Source organism: Escherichia sp. SCLE84 (genome assembly GCF_012584495.1).
In the GTDB taxonomy this organism is placed as follows: domain Bacteria; phylum Pseudomonadota; class Gammaproteobacteria; order Enterobacterales; family Enterobacteriaceae; genus ECMA0423.
In genome coordinates this window covers 1857262-1879481 of sequence record NZ_CP051430.1, presented here as the reverse complement: position 1 = coordinate 1879481, position 22220 = coordinate 1857262, and the positions used below count along the sequence as shown (strand labels likewise).

19 protein-coding genes and 1 pseudogene are annotated in these 22220 nt (G+C 51.9%); 13 read left to right on the top strand and 7 right to left on the bottom strand.

The window, feature by feature from the left end:
- The first annotated feature begins 159 nt into the window (after nt 1-159).
- The 9 genes and pseudogenes from allA to glxK all read left to right on the top strand — a co-directional run bounded on the left by allA (nt 160) and on the right by glxK (nt 10741).
- Nucleotides 160-642: an ureidoglycolate lyase gene (gene allA / locus HGD79_RS09360; RefSeq protein WP_000776388.1), complete on the top strand. Its 483-nt coding sequence runs from the start codon at nt 160-162 to the stop codon at nt 640-642.
- A gap of 77 nt (nt 643-719) precedes the next feature.
- A complete protein-coding gene (gene allR, locus HGD79_RS09355; protein WP_000141276.1) occupies nt 720-1535 on the top strand; it encodes an HTH-type transcriptional repressor AllR in 816 nt (271 codons plus the stop codon).
- A gap of 89 nt (nt 1536-1624) precedes the next feature.
- On the top strand, nt 1625-3406 hold the full coding sequence (gene gcl / locus HGD79_RS09350) for a glyoxylate carboligase (protein ID WP_001297446.1): 1782 nt from the start codon (nt 1625-1627) through the stop codon (nt 3404-3406).
- Nucleotides 3407-3418: 12 nt separating this feature from the next.
- The gene (hyi, locus tag HGD79_RS09345; protein ID WP_000943560.1) at nt 3419-4195 is read left to right on the top strand and encodes a hydroxypyruvate isomerase; all 777 of its coding nucleotides are present in this window, start codon (nt 3419-3421) and stop codon (nt 4193-4195) included.
- Nucleotides 4196-4294: 99 nt separating this feature from the next.
- On the top strand, nt 4295-5173 hold the full coding sequence (gene glxR / locus HGD79_RS09340) for a 2-hydroxy-3-oxopropionate reductase (protein ID WP_000765839.1): 879 nt from the start codon (nt 4295-4297) through the stop codon (nt 5171-5173).
- A 168-nt stretch (nt 5174-5341) separates the two neighbouring features.
- Nucleotides 5342-6796 carry a putative allantoin permease gene (locus tag HGD79_RS09335; RefSeq protein ID WP_139496557.1) on the top strand — a complete coding sequence of 485 codons (1455 nt, stop codon included), beginning with the start codon at nt 5342-5344 and terminating at the stop codon, nt 6794-6796.
- A gap of 59 nt (nt 6797-6855) precedes the next feature.
- A pseudogene (gene allB, locus HGD79_RS09330) lies at nt 6856-8216 on the top strand (allantoinase AllB).
- A gap of 56 nt (nt 8217-8272) precedes the next feature.
- A complete protein-coding gene (locus tag HGD79_RS09325; RefSeq protein ID WP_168848374.1) occupies nt 8273-9574 on the top strand; it encodes a uracil/xanthine transporter in 1302 nt (433 codons plus the stop codon).
- Nucleotides 9575-9595: 21 nt separating this feature from the next.
- Entirely contained in the window at nt 9596-10741 is a 1146-nt protein-coding gene (gene glxK / locus HGD79_RS09320) for a glycerate 3-kinase (protein WP_000706355.1), read from the top strand.
- 227 nt (nt 10742-10968) lie between these two features.
- Here the strand turns inward: glxK and allE are convergent, their stop codons facing one another.
- Genes allE through allD form a run of 3 tightly spaced genes read right to left on the bottom strand, consistent with a single transcriptional unit; the run spans nt 10969 to nt 14071 of the window.
- Complete coding sequence (gene allE / locus HGD79_RS09315) at nt 10969-11754, bottom strand: (S)-ureidoglycine aminohydrolase (RefSeq protein WP_000540949.1); 786 nt, start codon at nt 11752-11754, stop codon at nt 10969-10971.
- A 10-nt stretch (nt 11755-11764) separates the two neighbouring features.
- Nucleotides 11765-13000, bottom strand: a complete 1236-nt coding sequence (allC, locus tag HGD79_RS09310) for an allantoate deiminase (RefSeq protein ID WP_001297443.1) — start codon at nt 12998-13000, stop codon at nt 11765-11767.
- A 21-nt stretch (nt 13001-13021) separates the two neighbouring features.
- A complete protein-coding gene (gene allD / locus HGD79_RS09305) occupies nt 13022-14071 on the bottom strand; it encodes an ureidoglycolate dehydrogenase (protein ID WP_000703894.1) in 1050 nt (349 codons plus the stop codon).
- A 316-nt stretch (nt 14072-14387) separates the two neighbouring features.
- Between allD and HGD79_RS09300 the strand changes: the two genes are divergently transcribed.
- Genes HGD79_RS09300 through HGD79_RS09285 form a run of 4 tightly spaced genes read left to right on the top strand, consistent with a single transcriptional unit; the run spans nt 14388 to nt 19040 of the window.
- Nucleotides 14388-16055, top strand: a complete 1668-nt coding sequence (locus HGD79_RS09300) for an acyl-CoA synthetase FdrA (RefSeq protein WP_168848373.1) — start codon at nt 14388-14390, stop codon at nt 16053-16055.
- A 9-nt stretch (nt 16056-16064) separates the two neighbouring features.
- Nucleotides 16065-17324 carry a DUF1116 domain-containing protein gene (locus HGD79_RS09295; protein ID WP_000495365.1) on the top strand — a complete coding sequence of 420 codons (1260 nt, stop codon included), beginning with the start codon at nt 16065-16067 and terminating at the stop codon, nt 17322-17324.
- Between the two features lie 10 nt (nt 17325-17334).
- On the top strand, nt 17335-18150 hold the full coding sequence (locus tag HGD79_RS09290) for a DUF2877 domain-containing protein (RefSeq protein ID WP_001298986.1): 816 nt from the start codon (nt 17335-17337) through the stop codon (nt 18148-18150).
- Nucleotides 18147-19040, top strand: a complete 894-nt coding sequence (locus HGD79_RS09285) for a carbamate kinase (RefSeq protein WP_000855356.1) — start codon at nt 18147-18149, stop codon at nt 19038-19040. Before HGD79_RS09290 ends, HGD79_RS09285 begins: the two co-directional genes overlap by 4 nt.
- A gap of 136 nt (nt 19041-19176) precedes the next feature.
- Here the strand turns inward: HGD79_RS09285 and purK are convergent, their stop codons facing one another.
- From purK to ppiB, 4 genes are all read right to left on the bottom strand, one after another.
- Nucleotides 19177-20244: a 5-(carboxyamino)imidazole ribonucleotide synthase gene (gene purK, locus HGD79_RS09280; RefSeq protein ID WP_000815553.1), complete on the bottom strand. Its 1068-nt coding sequence runs from the start codon at nt 20242-20244 to the stop codon at nt 19177-19179.
- Nucleotides 20241-20750 (bottom strand): 5-(carboxyamino)imidazole ribonucleotide mutase, encoded by a 510-nt coding sequence (gene purE / locus HGD79_RS09275; protein ID WP_001295318.1) that lies wholly within the window; start codon nt 20748-20750, stop codon nt 20241-20243. Before purE ends, purK begins: the two co-directional genes overlap by 4 nt.
- A gap of 117 nt (nt 20751-20867) precedes the next feature.
- Nucleotides 20868-21590 (bottom strand): UDP-2,3-diacylglucosamine diphosphatase, encoded by a 723-nt coding sequence (lpxH, locus tag HGD79_RS09270; protein ID WP_000212264.1) that lies wholly within the window; start codon nt 21588-21590, stop codon nt 20868-20870.
- Between the two features lie 2 nt (nt 21591-21592).
- Complete coding sequence (gene ppiB, locus HGD79_RS09265; RefSeq protein ID WP_000256002.1) at nt 21593-22087, bottom strand: peptidylprolyl isomerase B; 495 nt, start codon at nt 22085-22087, stop codon at nt 21593-21595.
- Nucleotides 22088-22220: the final 133 nt, after the last annotated feature.

The following is a 22220-nucleotide window of genomic DNA, read 5'->3' as shown; positions in this document are numbered from 1 at the left end:
ATGATAACCCTGTTCAATTTGTGGACTAAATCTAGTTTTGGAAAAATATTCCAACTTTTGTATTGATGTTGTTCTCTTAAGGTTTTAGATTGCCTGTTATTGAAACCAAGCTGACCGGTCGGCGATGGTTGAACGGAATTATGTTACAAGGACAAAAAGATGAAACTTCAGGTATTACCGTTAAGTCAGGAAGCCTTTAGTGCTTATGGCGACGTAATCGAAACTCAGCAACGGGATTTTTTCCATATTAACAATGGCCTGGTGGAGCGTTACCACGATTTGGCGCTGGTTGAGATTCTTGAGCAAGACCGTACGCTTATCAGCATTAACCGCGCGCAACCGGCGAATCTGCCGCTGACCATTCACGAACTCGAACGTCATCCGCTGGGCACTCAGGCCTTTATCCCGATGAAAGGTGAAGTGTTTGTGGTGGTCGTGGCGTTAGGCGACGACAAACCAGACCTGTCAACGCTGCGGGCGTTTATCACCAACGGCGAACAGGGAGTGAATTACCATCGTAACGTCTGGCATCACCCACTTTTCGCCTGGCAGCGCGTCACCGATTTTCTGACCATCGATCGCGGCGGCAGTGACAACTGTGATGTTGAAAGTATTCCTGAACAGGAACTCTGTTTTGCGTGACGCCTGCAACCGACTTGCATAAGATAAACTAATTGTTCATTGTTTATGCTCACTTGTAGGTCGGAGTTAACGTAGGTATGACGGAAGTTAGACGGCGCGGCAGGCCAGGACAGGCGGAGCCTGTGGCACAGAAGGGCGCACAGGCGTTAGAGCGGGGAATTGCGATTCTGCAATATCTGGAAAAAAGTGGGGGAAGTTCGTCGGTTAGCGATATTTCTCTCAATCTGGATTTGCCGCTCTCCACGACCTTTCGCTTGCTGAAGGTTTTACAAGCAGCGGATTTTGTCTATCAGGACAGTCAATTAGGCTGGTGGCATATAGGATTAGGTGTCTTTAACGTCGGTGCGGCGTACATCCATAACCGCGATGTCCTCTCCGTCGCCGGGCCGTTTATGCGCCGCCTGATGTTACTTTCCGGCGAAACGGTCAATGTCGCGATCCGTAACGGCAATGAAGCAGTATTAATTGGTCAGTTAGAGTGTAAATCAATGGTCAGGATGTGTGCGCCACTGGGCAGTCGTCTGCCGCTGCATGCTTCCGGTGCGGGCAAAGCGCTGCTTTATCCGCTGGCGGAAGAGGAGTTGATGAGCATCATTCTGCAAACCGGTTTGCAGCAGTTTACGCCAACTACGCTTGTGGATATGCCCACCTTGCTGAAGGACCTGGAACAAGCGCGTGAACTGGGCTATACCGTAGATAAAGAAGAGCATGTTGTAGGTCTGAATTGCTTAGCTTCAGCAATTTACGATGATGTAGGTAGTGTTGTTGCCGCTATCTCCATCTCCGGGCCTTCATCAAGACTGACAGAAGATCGTTTTGTCAGTCAGGGTGAGCTGGTCAGAGACACCGCCCGCGATATCAGCACGGCGTTGGGACTGAAAGCACATCCATAATGTCTGTCGCATCCCGCTCTGCGGAGCGGGTTTTTTTGACAAAATTTGAAAGTTGGAAAAATTTTCCAATAAATAGAGGTAGGAATAAAATGGCAAAAATGAGAGCCGTTGACGCGGCAATGTATGTGCTGGAGAAAGAAGGTATCACCACCGCCTTCGGTGTTCCGGGAGCTGCAATCAATCCGTTCTACTCAGCGATGCGTAAGCACGGCGGTATTCGTCACATTCTGGCGCGTCATGTGGAAGGTGCTTCGCACATGGCGGAAGGTTATACCCGCGCAACGGCAGGAAATATCGGCGTATGTCTGGGGACTTCCGGTCCTGCGGGCACGGACATGATCACCGCGCTCTATTCCGCTTCTGCTGATTCCATTCCTATTCTGTGCATTACCGGCCAGGCACCGCGCGCCCGTCTGCATAAAGAAGATTTTCAGGCCGTAGATATTGAAGCAATTGCTAAACCGGTCAGCAAAATGGCGGTTACAGTTCGTGAAGCGGCGCTGGTGCCTCGCGTGCTGCAACAGGCATTTCACCTGATGCGTTCTGGTCGTCCGGGTCCGGTACTGGTGGATTTACCGTTCGACGTTCAGGTTGCGGAAATCGAGTTTGATCCTGACATGTACGAACCGCTGCCGGTCTACAAACCTGCTGCCAGCCGTATGCAGATCGAAAAAGCTGTAGAAATGTTAATCCAGGCCGAACGTCCGGTGATTGTTGCCGGGGGCGGGGTAATTAATGCTGACGCAGCTGCACTGTTACAACAGTTTGCTGAACTGACCAGCGTTCCGGTGATCCCAACGCTGATGGGCTGGGGCTGTATCCCGGACGATCATGAACTGATGGCCGGGATGGTCGGTCTGCAAACCGCGCATCGTTACGGTAACGCAACGTTGCTGGCGTCCGACATGGTGTTTGGTATCGGTAACCGTTTTGCTAACCGTCATACCGGTTCGGTAGAGAAATACACCGAAGGGCGCAAAATCGTTCATATCGATATTGAGCCGACGCAAATTGGCCGCGTGCTGTGTCCGGATCTGGGGATTGTCTCTGATGCTAAAGCGGCGCTGACACTGCTGGTTGAAGTGGCGCAGGAAATGCAAAAAGCAGGGCGTCTGCCATGCCGTAAAGAGTGGGTTGCTGAGTGCCAGCAGCGCAAACGTACTTTGTTGCGTAAAACACACTTCGACAACGTGCCGGTGAAACCGCAGCGCGTGTATGAAGAGATGAACAAAGCTTTTGGACGTGATGTTTGCTATGTCACCACCATTGGTCTGTCGCAAATTGCCGCTGCGCAAATGCTGCATGTCTTTAAAGACCGCCACTGGATCAACTGTGGTCAGGCTGGTCCGTTAGGCTGGACGATTCCGGCTGCGCTAGGGGTTTGTGCCGCTGATCCGAAACGCAATGTGGTGGCGATTTCTGGCGACTTTGACTTCCAGTTCCTGATTGAAGAGTTAGCCGTTGGCGCGCAGTTCAAAATTCCGTACATCCATGTACTGGTCAATAACGCTTATCTGGGGCTGATTCGCCAGTCGCAGCGCGCGTTTGATATGGACTACTGCGTGCAACTCGCTTTCGAGAATATCAACTCCAGCGAAGTGAACGGTTACGGCGTCGACCACGTAAAAGTAGCGGAAGGTTTAGGTTGTAAAGCGATTCGCGTCTTCAAACCGGAAGATATTGCGCCAGCCTTTGAACAGGCGAAAGCCTTAATGGCGCAATATCGGGTACCGGTAGTCGTGGAAGTTATTCTCGAGCGTGTGACCAATATTTCGATGGGCAGCGAACTGGATAACGTCATGGAATTTGAAGATATCGCCGATAACGCAGCGGACGCACCGACTGAAACCTGCTTCATGCACTATGAATAAGGGAGATAAATAATGTTACGTTTCTCTGCTAATTTATCGATGTTATTTGGAGAATATGATTTTCTCGCCCGTTTTGAGAAAGCTGCGCAGTGTGGTTTTCGCGGCGTTGAATTTATGTTTCCTTATGACTACGACATTGAAGAATTAAAACAGGTGCTGGCGAGTAATAAACTCGAACATACGCTGCACAATCTACCGGCGGGTGACTGGGCGGCGGGGGAGCGCGGTATTGCCTGTATTCCTGGCCGTGAAGAAGAGTTTCGGGATGGCGTAGCAGCAGCGATTCGTTATGCCCGTGCGCTGGGGAATAAAAAAATTAACTGTCTGGTCGGTAAAACGCCGGCTGGTTTCAGTAGTGAACAGATTCACGCAACGCTTGTAGAAAACCTGCGTTATGCCGCGAATATGCTGATGAAAGAAGATATTTTATTACTGATTGAACCTATTAACCATTTTGATATTCCTGGTTTCCATCTCACCGGAACTCGGCAGGCGCTGAAATTGATTGATGATGTTGGTTGCTGCAATTTGAAAATTCAGTATGACATTTATCACATGCAGCGGATGGAAGGTGAATTAACCAACACCATGACTCAGTGGGCCGATAAAATTGGTCACCTGCAAATTGCTGATAATCCGCATCGCGGCGAACCGGGAACCGGAGAAATTAATTACGAATATCTCTTTACGGTAATTGAAAACTCTGACTACAACGGTTGGGTTGGGTGTGAATATAAACCCCAAACCACCACGGAAGCTGGTTTACGCTGGATGGATCCGTACCGTTAAAACGTAACGCTATTCAGACAATGCTTTTTTAGGCCGCTAAGTTGGCAGGGGATCGTGTTGTCTGAATTCAGGAAAAGCGAAATTTAAAAGAGGTTAATTATGAAACTGGGATTTATTGGCTTAGGCATTATGGGTACACCGATGGCCATTAATCTGGCGCGTGCCGGTCATCAACTGCATGTCACGACCATTGGACCGGTTGCTGATGAATTACTGTCACTGGGTGCCGTCAGTGTTGAAACTGCGCGCCAGGTAACGGAAGCATCGGACATCATTTTTATTATGGTGCCAGATACACCACAGGTTGAAGAAGTTCTGTTCGGTGAAAATGGTTGTACCAAAGCCTCGCTGAAGGGCAAAACCATTGTTGATATGAGCTCCATTTCCCCGATTGAAACTAAGCGTTTCGCTCGTCAGGTGAATGAACTGGGCGGCGATTATCTCGATGCGCCAGTCTCCGGCGGTGAAATCGGTGCGCGTGAAGGGACGTTGTCGATTATGGTTGGCGGTGATGAAGCGGTATTTGAACGTGTTAAACCGCTGTTTGAACTGCTCGGTAAAAATATCACCCTCGTGGGCGGTAACGGCGACGGTCAAACCTGCAAAGTGGCAAATCAGATTATCGTGGCGCTCAATATTGAAGCGGTTTCTGAAGCCCTGCTATTTGCTTCAAAAGCCGGTGCGGACCCGGTACGTGTGCGCCAGGCGCTGATGGGCGGCTTTGCTTCCTCACGTATTCTGGAAGTTCACGGTGAGCGCATGATTAAACGCACCTTTAATCCAGGTTTCAAAATTGCGCTGCACCAGAAAGATCTCAACCTGGCACTGCAAAGTGCGAAAGCACTTGCGCTGAATCTGCCAAACACCGCGACCTGCCAGGAGTTATTTAATACCTGTGCGGCAAACGGTGGCAGCCAGTTGGATCACTCTGCGTTAGTGCAGGCGCTGGAATTAATGGCGAATCATAAACTGGCCTGATACCCGCAATAAAAATGGCCGATATCAGAATATGAATCGGCCAGCAATATTAAAAAAGAAAGCAGCCAAAGATGTTGCTTCAGTATTAAAAATAATATTTTTATTTTATTTGTTCCTCATAGCTAGATTAAAACAACGTTATTCGATACGTGAAATTAAGAGGGATTTATGGAACATCAGAGAAAACTATTCCAGCAACGCGGCTATAGCGAAGATCTATTGCCGAAAACGCAAAGCCAGCGGACCTGGAAAACATTTAACTATTTTACCTTATGGATGGGTTCGGTTCATAACGTTCCCAATTATGTGATGGTCGGCGGCTTTTTTATTCTCGGCTTGTCTACCTTTAGTATTATGCTGGCAATTATCCTCAGCGCCTTTTTCATTGCCGCGGTAATGGTATTAAACGGCGCTGCGGGCAGTAAATACGGCGTACCGTTTGCCATGATCCTGCGTGCTTCTTACGGCGTACGTGGCGCACTGTTTCCCGGATTATTAAGAGGCGGTATTGCTGCCATTATGTGGTTTGGCCTGCAATGTTACGCGGGGTCACTGGCCTGCTTGATTCTGATTGGCAAAATCTGGCCGGGATTTTTAACTCTCGGTGGTGATTTCACGCTGTTAGGGCTTTCTCTACCGGGCTTAATTACTTTCTTACTCTTCTGGCTGGTCAACGTTGGTATAGGTTTTGGCGGTGGCAAAGTTTTAAATAAATTCACTGCCATTCTTAACCCGTGCATCTATATCGTTTTCGGCAGTATGGCGATTTGGGCGATTTCGCTGGTCGGGCTCGGTCCAATCTTTGACTACATTCCGAGCGGTATTCAGAAAGCAGAAAACAGTGGATTCTTGTTCCTGGTGGTGATTAACGCGGTAGTTGCGGTCTGGGCGGCACCGGCGGTGAGCGCATCCGACTTTACGCAAAACGCCCACTCGTTTCGTGAGCAAGCGCTGGGGCAAACGCTGGGTTTAGTTGTGGCCTATATTCTGTTTGCGGTCGCTGGGGTATGTATTATTGCCGGAGCCAGTATTCACTACGGCGCTGACACCTGGAACGTGCTGGATATTGTTCAGCGTTGGGACAGCCTGTTTGCCTCGTTCTTTGCGGTACTGGTTATTCTGATGACGACTATTTCCACTAACGCCACCGGTAATATTATTCCGGCCGGTTATCAGATTGCTGCCATTGCACCGACAAAACTGACCTATAAAAACGGCGTACTGATTGCCAGTATTATCAGCCTGCTGATCTGCCCGTGGAAATTAATGGAAAATCAGGACAGTATTTATCTGTTCCTCGATATCATCGGCGGAATGCTGGGTCCGGTAATTGGTGTCATGATGGCACATTATTTTGTGGTGATGCGTGGGCAAATTAATCTTGATGAACTGTACACCGCACCTGGCGATTATAAATATTACGATAACGGTTTTAACCTCACCGCGTTTTCAGTAACTCTGGTGGCCGTTATTTTATCTCTTGGCGGTAAGTTTATTCCCTTTATGGAACCGTTATCGCGTGTTTCATGGTTTGTCGGCGTCATCGTCGCCTTTGCGGCCTACGCCTTATTAAAGAAACGTACAACAGCAGAAAAAACAGGAGAGCAAAAAACCATAGGTTAATTAATCCCGATATTGAACATTGAGTTAAAAACCAATCTGTATTTTACAAGGAGTTTGTTATGTCTTTTGATTTAATCATTAAAAACGGCACCGTTATTTTAGAAAACGAAGCTCGCGTTGTAGATATCGCCGTTAAAGGCGGGAAAATTGCTGCTATCGGTCAGGATCTGGGCGATGCAAAAGAAGTTATGGATGCGTCTGGTCTGGTGGTTTCGCCGGGCATGGTTGATGCGCACACCCATATTTCTGAACCGGGTCGTAGCCACTGGGAAGGTTATGAAACCGGTACTCGCGCAGCGGCAAAAGGTGGTATCACCACCATGATCGAAATGCCGCTCAACCAGCTGCCTGCAACGGTTGACCGCGCTTCAATTGAACTGAAGTTCGATGCCGCTAAAGGCAAGCTGACTATCGATGCGGCACAACTCGGTGGCCTGGTGTCTTACAACATCGACCGTCTGCATGAGCTGGATGAAGTGGGCGTTGTCGGCTTCAAATGCTTCGTTGCGACCTGTGGCGATCGCGGTATCGACAACGACTTCCGTGATGTAAACGACTGGCAGTTCTTCAAAGGTGCGCAGAAGCTGGGCGAACTGGGGCAGCCGGTGTTGGTGCACTGCGAAAACGCGCTGATCTGTGACGCACTGGGCGAAGAAGCGAAACGTGAAGGTCGCGTAACTGCCCATGACTATGTGGCTTCGCGTCCGGTATTTACCGAAGTGGAAGCGATTCGCCGCGTGCTGTATCTGGCGAAAGTTGCCGGTTGCCGTCTGCACGTTTGCCATATCAGCAGCCCGGAAGGCGTTGAAGAAGTGACTCGTGCACGTCAGGAAGGTCAGGACGTTACTTGTGAATCCTGCCCGCATTACTTTGTACTGGATACCGATCAGTTCGAAGAAATCGGCACTCTGGCGAAGTGTTCACCGCCGATCCGCGATCTGGAAAACCAGAAAGGCATGTGGGAAAACTGTTTAACGGTGAAATCGACTGCCTGGTTTCCGACCACTCACCATGCCCTCCGGAAATGAAAGCCGGCAACATCATGGAAGCATGGGGCGGTATTGCCGGTCTGCAAAACTGTATGGACGTGATGTTCGATGAAGCGGTACAGAAACGCGGAATGTCTCTGCCAATGTTCGGCAAATTAATGGCGACTAACGCAGCAGATATTTTCGGTCTGCAGCAAAAAGGCCGTATCGCCCCAGGAAAAGATGCCGACTTCGTCTTCATTCAGCCGAATAGCAGCTATGTTCTTACCAATGACGATCTGGAATATCGCCACAAAGTCAGCCCGTATGTTGGCCGTACCATTGGCGCGCGTATCACGAAAACCATCTTACGTGGTGATGTGATTTACGACATTGAACAGGGCTTCCCTGTTGCGCCGAAAGGTCAATTTATCCTTAAACATCAGCAGTAATCTGGCCCCTGCAATGCCCGTCCTTGCGGCGGGCATTCTCCGGTTAAGGTGTGTTTATGTTCAATTTTGCAGTGAGCCGCGAAAGCCTGTTATCAGGATTTCAGTGGTTTTTCTTTATTTTTTGCAACACGGTTGTGGTTCCTCCTACGCTACTTTCTGCTTTTCAGTTGCCGCAAAGTAGCCTGCTTACGCTCACGCAATATGCTTTTCTTGCTACCGCACTGGCCTGCTTCGCTCAGGCGTTCTGCGGTCATCGTCGCGCTATTATGGAAGGGCCGGGTGGCCTGTGGTGGGGAACCATCCTTACTATCACCCTTGGCGAAGCATCGCGCGGGACACCGATCAACGATATCGCTACCAGCCTGGCGGTGGGGATTGCGCTCTCCGGCGTGCTGACGATGTTGATTGGTTTTAGCGGATTAGGCCATCGCCTGGCACGGTTATTTACGCCGTCGGTGATGGTCTTGTTTATGTTGATGCTGGGCGCGCAGCTGACCACTATCTTTTTCAAAGGTATGCTCGGGCTGCCGTTTGGCATAGCCGACCCAAATTTTAAAATTCAGTTACCGCCGTTCGCGCTCTCGGTGGCGGTGATGTGCCTGGTACTGGGGATGATTATCTTCCTGCCGCAACGTTTTGCCCGTTATGGCCTGCTGGTCGGCACCATAACCGGCTGGTTGTTGTGGTACTTTTGCTTTCCTTCTTCGCACTCGCTCTCCGGTGAGTTGCACTGGCAGTGGTTCCCGCTCGGCAGTGGAGGTGCTTTGTCTCCGGGAATTATTCTGACGGCGGTGATTACAGGTCTGGTGAATATCAGCAATACCTACGGTGCGATTCGGGGCACGGATGTTTTTTATCCGCAGCAGGGCGCGGGGAATACGCGTTATCGTCGTAGCTTTGTGGAGACCGGATTTATGACACTGCTAACCGTACCGCTGGCAGTAATTCCATTTTCACCGTTTGTTTCATCCATTGGTTTATTAACCCAGACAGGCGATTACACGCGGCGTTCGTTTATTTATGGCAGCGTTATTTGCCTGCTGGTGGCGCTGGTTCCGGCACTCACACGACTGTTTTGCAGTATCCCTTTACCCGTGAGTAGCGCGGTCATGCTGGTTTCTTATCTGCCTTTACTCTTTTCCGCGCTGGTGTTTAGCCAGCAAATAACCTTTACCGCTCGCAATATTTATCGACTCGCATTGCCGTTATTTGTCGGCATATTTTTAATGGCATTACCGCCTGTGTATCTGCAAGACCTTCCATTAACGCTTCGTCCTCTGCTCAGTAACGGCTTATTGGTCGGGATTTTACTGGCTGTTCTTATGGATAACCTTATTCCGTGGGAACGTATCGAATAATTTGTTGAAAAAGGATTGATAATGAAGATTGTCATTGCGCCAGACTCTTTTAAAGAGAGCTTAAGTGCAGAAAAATGTTGTCAGGCAATTAAAGCCGGGTTTTCGACCCTCTTTCCCGATGCGAACTATATCTGTTTGCCGATAGCGGATGGCGGCGAAGGAACGGTGGATGCGATGGTCGCCGCGACGGGCGGCAACATCGTGACGCTTGAAGTCTGCGGGCCGATGGGCGAAAAAGTGAATGCTTTTTATGGCCTTACCGGCGACGGGAAAACGGCGGTGATTGAGATGGCGGCAGCAAGTGGCCTGATGCTGGTCGCGCCTGAAAAGCGTAATCCGTTGCTGGCCTCCAGTTTTGGTACGGGGGAGTTAATTCGTCATGCGCTGGATAACGGCATTCGCCATATTATTCTCGGCATTGGCGGCAGTGCGACGGTCGACGGTGGTATGGGTATGGCGCAGGCGCTCGGTGTGCGTTTCCTTGATGCCGACGGTCAGGTGCTGGTGGCTAACGGCGGTAATTTAGCGCGCGTGGCAAGCATTGAGATGGATGAATGCGATCCGCGTCTGGCGAATTGCCATATTGAAGTAGCATGTGACGTTGATAACCCGCTGGTAGGGGCACGCGGCGCGGCGGCGGTGTTTGGCCCGCAAAAAGGGGCAACGCCGGAAATGGTCGAAGAACTGGAACAGGGGCTGCAAAATTACGCCCGTGTTTTACAACAGCAAACTGAAATTAATGTCTGCCAGATGGCGGGCGGCGGCGCTGCGGGCGGTATGGGTATTGCGGCGGCGGTATTTCTCAATGCGGATATTAAACCAGGTATTGAGATTGTGTTGAATGCGGTCAATCTTGCGCAGGCAGTGCAGGGCGCAGCACTGGTGATCACCGGGGAAGGGCGCATCGACTCGCAAACGGCAGGCGGTAAAGCGCCGCTGGGTGTGGCGTCGGTGGCGAAACAGTTTAATGTACCGGTGATTGGAATTGCTGGCGTATTGGGTGATGGCGTGGAAGTGGTGCACCAGTACGGCATTGATGCGGTATTCAGCATTTTGCCACGTCTGGCACCTTTAGCCGAAGTGCTCGCCAGCGGTGAAACCAATCTCTTCAACAGCGCGCGAAATATTGCCTGCGCCATTAAAATAGGTCAGGGAATTAAAAATTGACTCTTGCCTTTAAAGCGGATGCTATTTATTTCGTATAAGAGCGCAGTGCTCATGCCGGATGCGGCATGAGTACTATATCCTTCCTGAAAATCGCGCAAATTCTATATATTGCAGAGATCATGTAGGCCTGATAAGCGAAGCGCATCAGGCAATGTTACAAAAAAAGCCACGGTATAAACCGTGGCAAAATCCAACATAGCTAAAAATAATCAGGCGAGTGGTATGACTTAAATCTCTACGTCGCGGTTGCAATCTTTCGAGTAAATATAGCTGAACGCTTCACCACGCCCTACACCATAACCAGCCTGTAAAGAATAAGCGCCCATAAAGATGTAATCGCCTTTTTTCACCGGGATCCAGTTATTGTCGAGGTTATAAACCCCCTGACCGGAAAGAATATAGGCACCGTGTTCCTGAACGTGTGTTTCGATATAACCGTGGCTGGCACCTGGTGCAAAAGAGAGGATATGCATGTTCATATCAAAACCTAACTCTTTGGGCAGAAAATCCAGCAGAATAACATCGTCCATACCTTCATAGTGAATGCGTTCCAGTTCGCTGGCATTGCCAGAAACCAGCCACGGTGCATAGCCTTCTACCGGAACATAGCGGCGCTTATATAAAAAGATTTGGCTGTCTTCGGCCTGGGCGTTAACAAACGTCATTAAGGAGCCTGGCGGGCAATAAAGATAGCCACCTTCGCTTAAGGCAAATGTTTTGCCTTCGGCTTTGGCAGTGATATTTCCAGAGATCACATACAGGAACGTTTCAATGCCTTCGCCACCGAAGCCCTGTTGGTTGCCACCGTTTTGATGCAGTGTGACCAGATAATCAACAAAAGAGGCACCCAGCTTTGGCGTGGAGAGGATTGTCGCGTCACAATTTTCAAAGCCCGGAATAATATTTTTTACCAGACCGTCTGGTGTTAACAGTGCGAAATTACCGTGTTTCACAATCGCACGGTTAGCCAGTAAATCATCGCGGTAACCGGTGACGTTATTTAAATATCCCATTTATAACTCCTTATTTCTGCCAGGCAAGTTGATAAAGCATGAGTGCCAACGTTTTGACCCCTTCGGCAAGGTCGGTAATATTGGTGCGTTCCGCCGGGTTATGGCTGATCCCGTTGATGCTGGGGATAAAAATCATGCAGGTTGGTACGCGAGGCGCGAAAATTTGCGCGTCGTGCCCGGCACCACTGTGCATCACCCGGTAATTCAGTTTTTCTCTTTCACACAATTCTGTCAGGGTGGCGACCAGCTCCTTATTCATCGGCACGGGTTCTTCGTCCATCCATAAATCGATATCAATACCAATGTCCATTTCATCGCAAATCGCCCGCATGTCGTTTTCTAACTGTTGGGTGAAATCGCGCAGCACGGCAGCGTCGGTATGACGACAATCAATGGTGAACGTGGTTTTACCCGGCACCACATTTACCGTATTCGGGTGCGGCTCTACTTTGCCAAAGGTCAGAACCAGCGGATCGCCCATCCTTTTCGCTTTTTCGACCGACTGATGGCAAATGCGACTGAAAGCGTAAACTGTATCACGACGATAACCCATCGGCGTGGTGCCTGCATGGTTTGATTCGCCGTTCAGCGTTACCGTATAACGACGCTGCCCGACAATTGCATTCACCACGCCAATTGATTGCCCATTACTTTCCAGCACACAGCCCTGTTCAATATGCAGTTCAACAAAGGCTTTAATATCCTGACGCGGAGTTAGTGGGGCGTTCGGAAGAGTAAATCCGCAAGCCTTCATCGCATCGACAAAACTATTTCCTTTGGCATCACAGATATTCCGCACGTCGTCAGGATTCGCCAGCCCAAAGATATTTTTACTGCCCCAGAAGACATACGGGAAGCGGCTGCCTTCTTCTTCTGCCATCGCCACTACTTCGACCGTACGTAGCGGCGCGCCGTATTGCGTTTTCAGCCAGTCAATTGCCAGCCACGCCGCCAGCGCGCCGAATTGCCCGTCGAGGTTACCGCCGTTAACCACGGTATCGATATGCGAACCGCTCAGAATCACTTCCTGTGGATATTCGGTACCATTCAGGCGACCGTATAAATTCCCTACTTCATCGAAACGTGTTTCCAGCCCACTTGCTGCCATTCTTTTTTTAAATTGCTGCTGGGTTTCCAGCCATTCCGGCGAATAAAGTAAACGGGTCATCCCACCCGTTGGGTCAGCGCCAAAAGAGGAAAGCCAGGGCAGCGTTTCTTCTATGGCTTGACGAAAATGTGTAATCATAAGAAAGTCCTGTCTCAATAATTATTGCGCAAAGGGATTTTTCGTTTCGTATGACGTGTTATAAAGCGCGTCGGAAATTAAATACTGGTAAATATCATCAACAATTTCGATGCCTTCGACGGCGGCTTTGCGTTGTTTAATATCCTGATCCTGTCCGGGATAATAAACTTGGTTAAAACCGGGCGCGGGGGTAATGGCATTTAATTCGCGCATGGTCTGGCTAAGATGTTGACGGAATAATTCGCTGGAGGAGAAAAAGTTCGGATTAATAACTATATGTAATTGCCCCAAATTACGCCCTGCGTGTAAATCGTCATACATCGAACTAACCTGTCGCCCGAACGGTAAGCCGAGTAAGACGCCTGAGAGGACGTCAATCATCATCATCAGGCCATACCCTTTTGGCCCGGCGGCGGGGAGCAGAGCATGTACCGCGAACGGATCGGTTGTTGGTGCACCGTTTTTATCGACCGCCCAGGTATCCGGGATAGACATATTACGCGAGCGGGCGTCGAGCACTTTTCCCCATGCCTGTACGGTAGTCGCCATATCAAAGGTAAGGATCTCGTCGCCTTCTCCCGGCGCGGCAAAGGCCAGGGGGTTAGTACCGTAGTAAATTTCCGCGCCGCCAAACGGCACCACCATTGGATCGGACTGGCACATCGAAATGCCAATGAATCCGGCGCGGGCTGCCTGCTGCACAAAATAAGAGATTGCGCCGCTGTGACCCATCCGGCTGATACCGACCACCGCAACGCCATTTTGCTGGGCGGTTTTGATGGCATGTTCCATACCCATTTTCGCCGCGACCTGTCCGGCGGCATTGTCGGCATGTAAAATTGCCGAGCACGGCCCGGTTTCCTCAAGACGAAACTCCGGTTCGCGGTTGGTGCCGCCTTTTGAAATGCGTTCCGCGTAGTATTCCACGCGCACCGCGCCATGAGAGTGGATCCCTCTGGCATCGGCGTAAACCAATACTTCAGCCACGGTTGCAGCGTGCTCACGTTTTAACCCAGCCTGGCAGAGTTTATTCTCAATTAGCTGGTGGAGTGTTTCCCGACTGATTTTCATCTGTCTTCCTTTTTAACGACGGTGTGAAGCATGACTGCAATTAACATACAGGGAAAATATCTGGATTATGTGATCCAGACAGGCAAAAAAATATAGTTAGAATTTATTTGATAATCCGCTCGCTTTTAACCTGGTTTTTAAAACAACCACGCTTATTAAAAAATAACACGTAATAGCATGGCGGTTATTTGAATTCTTTTGTTAATAATCCCTGTGTGATATTCATCACCTTATTTACCCGTTGTCATCGATACCGTAATCGCCACATTAACACTGCTCGTGCAATTGCCATGGGTGCAATTTTTAAGGAGTTGTTATGATCCACGCCTTTATTAAAAAAGGGTGTTTTCAGGATTCGGTCAGTTTAATGATTATTTCACGAAAACTCAGCGAATCAGAAAATGTTGATGATGTTTCCGTAATGATGGGTACGCCCGCCAATAAAGCGTTATTAGATACCACAGGTTTCTGGCATGACGATTTTAATAACGCCACGCCGAACGATATTTGCGTGGCAATTCGTAGCGAAGCGGCGGATGCGGGGATCGCGCAGGCGATTATGCAGCAGCTTGAAGAGGCGCTAAAACAACTGGCGCAGGGGTCAGGCAGCAGCCAGTCCTTGACGCAGGTGCGTCGCTGGGACAGTGCCTGTCAGAAATTATCCGATGCCAGTCTGGCGCTGATTTCAGTGGCTGGCGAGTATGCGGCGGAGCTGGCGAATCAGGCGCTGGATCGCAACCTCAACGTGATGATGTTCTCCGATAACGTCACGCTGGAAGATGAAATCCAACTTAAAACCCGCGCGCGAGAAAAAGGCTTGCTGGTGATGGGGCCGGACTGCGGTACGTCGATGATTGCCGGCACGCCGCTGGCTTTTGCTAACGTGATGCCGGAAGGCAACATTGGCGTCATTGGCGCTTCCGGTACCGGGATTCAGGAGCTGTGCTCACAGATTGCGCTGGCAGGGGAGGGAATTACTCACGCGATTGGCCTTGGCGGGCGCGACCTCAGCCGTGAAGTGGGCGGCATCAGTGCGCTGACGGCGCTGGAAATGCTCAGTGCAGACGAGAAAAGCGAAGTGCTGGCATTTGTTTCAAAACCGCCTGCCGAAGCTGTGCGTCTGAAAATTGTTAATGCCATGAAAGCAACCGGCAAACCGACGGTGGCGCTGTTTTTAGGTTATACCCCGGCGGTGGCCTGCGACGAGAATGTCTGGTTTGCCTCCTCGCTGGATGAGGCCGCACGCCTGGCTTGCCTGCTTTCACGCGTTACGGCGCGACGTAACGCGATAACGCCTGCCAGCAGCGGATTTATTTGCGGTTTGTATACCGGCGATACGCTGGCTGCCGAAGCGGCGGGATTACTTGCCGGGCACCTTGGCGTGGAAGCCGACGATACCCATCATCACGGCATGATGCTCGACGCCGATGGTCACCAGATTATTGACCTCGGCGATGATTTCTACACCGTCGGGCGTCCCCATCCGATGATCGACCCAGCCTTACGCAATCAGTTAATTGCCGATCTCGGCGCTAAACCGCAAGTGCGCGTATTGCTGCTTGATGTCGTGATTGGCTTCGGTGCGACCGCCGATCCTGCCGCCTCGCTGGTAAGCGCCTGGCAAAAAGCCTGTGCCGCGCGTTCAGACAATCAACCACTGTATGCCATTGCCACGGTGACAGGCACTGAACGTGACCCGCAATGCCGCTCGCAGCAAATCGCCACGCTGGAAGATGCAGGGATCGCGGTAGTGAGTTCGCTGCCGGAAGCCACCTTGCTGGCGGCGGCACTGATTCGTCCGCTTTCGCCTGCCACTCAGCAACACACACCGTCATTACTGGAAAACGTCGCCGTGATTAACATCGGATTACGCAGCTTTGCGCTGGAGCTACAAAGCGCCAGCAAACCGGTTGTGCATTACCAATGGTCGCCAGTCGCCGGCGGCAATAAAAAACTGGCTCGTTTATTAGAACGTTTGCAATAAGGGGTTCCCATGTTTACATCAGTGGCGCAAGCCAATGCTGCGGTTATCGAACAAATTCGTCGCGCTCGTCCACACTGGCTGGATGTGCAACCGGCTTCTTCACTTATCAGCGAACTAAACGAGGGCAAAACACTGCTTCACGCCGGGCCGCCAATGCGCTGGCAGGAGATGACCGGACCCATGAAAGGGGCGTGCGTGGGCGCATGTCTGTTCGAAGGCTGGGCGAAAGATGAAGCGCAGGCGCTGGCAATACTGGAGCAGGGGGAAGTGAACTTCATTCCTTGTCACCATGTGAATGCCGTCGGGCCAATGGGCGGCATTACTTCTGCCAGTATGCCGATGCTGGTGGTCGAGAACGTGACCGACGGCAACCGGGCGTACTGCAACCTCAACGAAGGTATCGGCAAAGTGATGCGTTTTGGCGCTTACGGCGAAGATGTCCTGACTCGCCATCGCTGGATGCGCGATGTGTTAATGCCAGTATTAAGCGCGGCGCTGGGGCGCATGGAGCGCGGTATCGATCTCACGGCGATGATGGCGCAGGGCATTACGATGGGCGATGAGTTCCATCAACGCAATATTGCTTCCTCTGCACTGTTAATGCGTGCGCTGGCCCCACAAATTGCTCGCCTCGATCATGATAAACAGCACATCGCCGAAGTGATGGATTTCCTCAGCGTGACCGATCAGTTCTTCCTCAACCTCGCGATGGCTTACTGCAAGGCGGCGATGGATGCTGGCGCGATGATCCGCGCAGGCAGCATCGTCACGGCAATGACCCGCAACGGCAATATGTTCGGGATTCGGGTAAGCGGGCTGGGCGAACGCTGGTTTACTGCGCCTGTAAACACTCCGCAAGGTCTGTTTTTCACCGGCTTCTCGCAGGAGCAGGCGAACCCGGATATGGGCGATAGCGCGATTACCGAAACCTTTGGTATCGGAGGTGCGGCAATGATCGCAGCGCCTGGCGTAACGCGCTTTGTCGGTGCGGGTGGCATGGAAGCGGCCAGAGCGGTATCTGAAGAGATGGCGGAAATTTACCTTGAGCGCAATATGCAGTTGCAGATCCCAGGCTGGGATTTTCAGGGCGCGTGCCTGGGACTGGACATTCGTCGCGTGGTAGAAACCGGCATTACGCCACTCATCAATACCGGTATCGCCCATAAAGAGGCGGGGATCGGGCAGATTGGCGCAGGCACTGTGCGGGCACCGCTGGCGTGTTTTGAACAGGCGCTGGAAGCACTGGCTGAAAGCATGGGGATTGGTTGAGGAACGCGCAATGACGATCATCCATCCTCTGCTTGCCAGCCGTAGTGCACCGAATTATCGCCAGTCCTGGCGGTTAGCGGGAGTGTGGCGACGGGCGATTAACCTGATGACGGAAAGCGGCGAACTGTTAACGCTGCATCGTCAGGGTAGTGGTTTCGGCCCCGGAGGATGGGTGCTTCGCCGCGCGCAATTCGATGCGTTATGCGGTGGATTATGCGGCAATGAACGACCACAGGTTGTGGCTCAAGGGATTCGCCTCGGGCGTTTCACGGTTAAACAGCCACAGCGTTATTGTTTGCTGCGTATTACGCCGCCTTCACATCCTCAACCGCTTGCAGCTGCATGGATGCAACGCGCGGAGGAAACCGGACTTTTCGGACCACTGGCGATGGCGGCAAGCGATCCGCTGACCGCTGAATTACGCCAGTTTCGTCACTGTTTTCAGGCCGCGCTCAATGGCGTTAAGACCGACTGGCGGCACTGGCTGGGTAAAGGCCCCGGATTAACGCCAAGTCATGATGACACGTTGAGCGGAATGCTGCTGGCGGCCTGGTATTATGGCGCTTTAGATGCGCGCTCCGGTCGCCAGTTTTTTGCCTGCTCCGACAATCTTCAACTCGTTACCACAGCGGTGAGCGTCAGTTATTTACGCTACGCCGCGCAAGGATATTTCGCCTCGCCACTCCTGCACTTTGTTCATGCTCTGAGTTGCCCGAAACGTACCGCTGTTGCGATTGATTCGCTGCTGGCGCTGGGGCACACGTCAGGGGCAGATACGCTGCTGGGGTTCTGGCTTGGTCAACAATTATTACAAGGAACACCATGAAAACACTGGTTGTAGCTCTTGGGGGCAACGCCTTACTCCAGCGCGGTGAGGCGCTGACGGCAGAAAATCAATATCGCAATATCGCCAGTGCTGTACCCGCGCTGGCGCGCCTGGCCCGTTCTTATCGGCTGGCGATTGTTCACGGCAATGGGCCGCAGGTGGGGCTGCTGGCATTGCAGAATCTGGCGTGGAAAGAGGTAGATCCGTATCCGCTGGATGTGCTGGTGGCGGAAAGCCAGGGGATGATTGGCTATATGCTGGCGCAGAGTTTGAGCGCACAGCCGCAGATGCCGCCTGTCACGACGGTGCTGACGCGCATTGAGGTTTCGCCTGATGATCCGGCGTTTTTGCAGCCAGAGAAATTTATTGGTCCGGTTTATCAGCCAGAAGAACAAAAGGCACTGGAAGCGGCTTACGGCTGGCAGATGAAACGTGATGGTAAATATTTGCGCCGGGTGGTGGCGTCTCCGCAACCGCGTAAAATTCTCGACAGCGAAGCCATCGAGTTGTTGCTCAAAGAGGGGCATGTGGTGATTTGCAGTGGCGGCGGCGGTGTGCCTGTGACGGAAGATGGGGCAGGGAGTGAAGCGGTGATTGATAAAGATCTCGCCGCTGCGTTGCTCGCCGAGCAGATTAATGCCGATGGACTGGTGATCCTCACCGATGCTGACGCGGTTTATGAAAACTGGGGAACGCCGCAGCAACGCGCCATTCGCCATGCCACACCGGATGAGTTAGCGCCATTTGCCAAAGCCTATGGTTCGATGGGGCCGAAGGTAACGGCGGTAAGTGGTTATGTCAGAAGCCGTGGTAAACCCGCGTGGATTGGGGCGTTATCGCGAATTGAAGAGACGCTGGCGGGCGAAGCGGGGACCTGTATTTCGCTGTAGTGATGAGAGCATCCGGCAATCGGTGCACCATGCCTGATGCGACGCTTGACGCGTCTTATCAGGCCTACAATGGGTACCGGAGCGGTAAGCCGGATAAGGCGTTTACGCCGCATCCGGCAATCAAATGAGCACCTGCTTAACTGAACTTACTCTGCGCCCACATCACGCCGCTGGCATACTCCGGCGGCAGCAGCGGGATCAAGGCTTCCAGCGTCGCGGTCAGACGCGATGTGTCGCTGTCGGTCAAATTCAGATGCCCCACTTTACGCCCCGGACGGACTTCTTTGTCGTACCAGTGCAGATGCACCAGCGGCAGTTTCAGCCAGTCATAATTCACATCGCTACCAATCAGGTTGATCATCACCGACGGACTATTCACTACCGGTTGCGGTAACGGCAGATCGGTAATCGCCCGCAGATGCAGCTCAAACTGGCTGATGCTGGCACCGTTTTGTGTCCAGTGACCGCTGTTATGCACACGCGGTGCCAGTTCGTTGATCAGCAGACCTTGCGGGGTGACAAAACACTCCATCGCCATCACGCCCACATAGCCCAGCTCCTGCATAATCGCCGACAGCATCTCTTCGGCTTGCGCTTGCTGCTGCGCATTGGCCTGCGGAAAAGCGACGCTGGTGCGCAAAATACCGTCCTGATGCAGGTTATGCGTCAGCGGATAAAACACGGTGCTGCCATCAAATCCGCGTGCGCCAACCAGCGACACTTCACCAGAGAAGTTAATGCCCTGCTCGACAATACATTCGCCGTAACACTCTGCCGGTAACTGTTCGGTTTCATTGGCACGTAAACGCCATTGACCGCGACCGTCATAGCCACCAGTGCGACGCTTAACAATCGCCAGTTCACCTAAACGCTCAAACACCGCAGGCCACTCGCTGCGATCGGCAAGTAACTGCCACGGTGCGGTCGGCAGGTGGAGCTTATCGAAAAGCTGCTTCTGAGTCAGACGGTCGGCAATAATCGGGAACACATCGCGGTTCACAAAGGCCGGATGACGCGCCAGCTCGCGGGTTAATGCGGTTTCCGGCCAGCGTTCGATCTCAGCGGTAATCACGCTTTGTTGAAAAGGCACCGCCGCCGGTTCAGCGTCCAGCCCGACCGGCCAGACAGCAATGCCTAACGGTTCACCTGCCTGGCGCAGCATACGGCCTAACTGCCCGTTACCGAGGACGCAAACCTGTTTCATGCCGCACCTCGCGGGTCCGGGTTTTCCAGCACTTCGTCGGTCTGGGCTTTGCGCCAGTCATTCAGACGCTGGTGCAGTTCTTTATCATGAGTCGCAAGAATTTGTGCTGCCAGTAACGCCGCGTTTGCCGCGCCAGCTTTACCAATCGCCAGCGTACCCACCGGAATGCCGCGCGGCATTTGTACGATGGAGTAGAGGCTATCGACACCGCTCAGTGCGGCGCTCTGTACTGGCACGCCCAGCACTGGCACCAGCGTTTTGGCGGCAATCATACCAGGCAGGTGCGCTGCGCCGCCTGCGCCCGCAATAATCACCTGATAACCGTTCTCTTCGGCGCTTTCGGCGAAGCTGAACAGCTTATCGGGGGTGCGGTGAGCAGAAACCACTTCAACGTGGTGCGGGACATTCAGGATTTCGAAGATTTCGGCGGCGAACTGCATGGTAGCCCAGTCGCTTTTGGACCCCATCACGATGGCGACACGCGCCGGATTATTGCGGGAAGACATGCGTCTTAAAACTCCTGTGGTGCACAACTCTCGGCTTTAGAGGGCACAGAGAATAGCACGGAAAGAGAGCAAGGAAAACGGTTGCGTGGCTGTGAAATCAGCAAAGTTGCGGGTTTTTTAAAACGGAAAATGAATCAGCTCAACGTCATCCGCCGTGACTTTCACCATCGAACCTTCCGTATGCCAGGCACCGAGTACCACGCGAAAAGCAGGTTGCTGGTTGGCGATAAGTTCATGTACCGCCGGGCGATGGGTATGTCCGTGGATCAGCCATTGCACCTGATGTTTTTCCATCGCACTGACTACCGCGTTTTGGTTAACGTCCATGATCGCCAGCGATTTACTGCTGTTGGCTTCTTTACTGTTCGCTCGCATTCGCGCGGCAATGCGTTTGCGCACAAACAACGGCAGGGCGAGGAATAGCATTTGCAGCCAGGGTTTGTGGACTTTGGCGCGAAAAGCCTGATAACCCGCGTCATCGGTGCACAGCGTGTCGCCATGCATAATCAACACCCGGCGACCATAAAGTTCGAGCACCTTTTCTTCCGGCAATAATGTCATGCCGCTTTCACGGGCAAAGCGTTTGCCGAGCAGAAAATCACGGTTGCCATGAATGAAATAACAGGGAACGCCGGAATCGGACACCGCTTTGATCGCTGCCGCCATCTGGCGATGGAGTGGGTTGGGATCGTCGTCGCCAATCCATGCTTCAAACAGATCGCCAAGAATATACAGCGCTTCGGCCTTGCGGGCTTCCCCCGCTAAAAAACGCAGAAAACCGGCGGTGATCGCCGGTTCTTCCACGCAGAGATGAAGATCTGCAATAAAGAGTGTCGCCACGATTACTCGCTAACGGTCACGCTTTCAATGATAACGTCTTCTTTTGGCACGTCCTGGTGCATACCGCTACGACCGGTTGCAACACCTTTGATTTTGTCTACCACGTCCATGCCTTCAACCACTTCAGCAAACACGCAGTAGCCCCAACCTTGCAGGCTTTCGCCAGAGAAGTTCAGGAAGTCGTTATCAACCACGTTGATGAAGAACTGTGCAGTTGCAGAGTGCGGAGCCTGAGTACGGGCCATTGCCAGCGTACCACGGGTATTTTTCAGACCGTTGTTGGCTTCGTTTTTGATCGGTTCTTTGGTGGCTTTTTGTTTCATGCCCGGTTCAAAACCGCCGCCCTGAATCATAAAGCCGTTGATAACACGGTGGAAAATGGTGTTGTTGTAAAAACCTTCGCGGCAGTAGTCCAGGAAGTTTTTAACTGTTTCAGGTGCTTTATCGTCAAAAGTTTTGATGACAATATCGCCGTGATTGGTGTGGAAAGTAACCATTTTTGCATCCTGTTCCGTTTGATTGGTGCTTCAACCCAGTTCGGGTCATATATAGGGTGGTGTTATAGCATAACCGCACGATCGGATCATCACGCAATGTATGCTGATTCGCGCGGGAAATATGGGTATTATA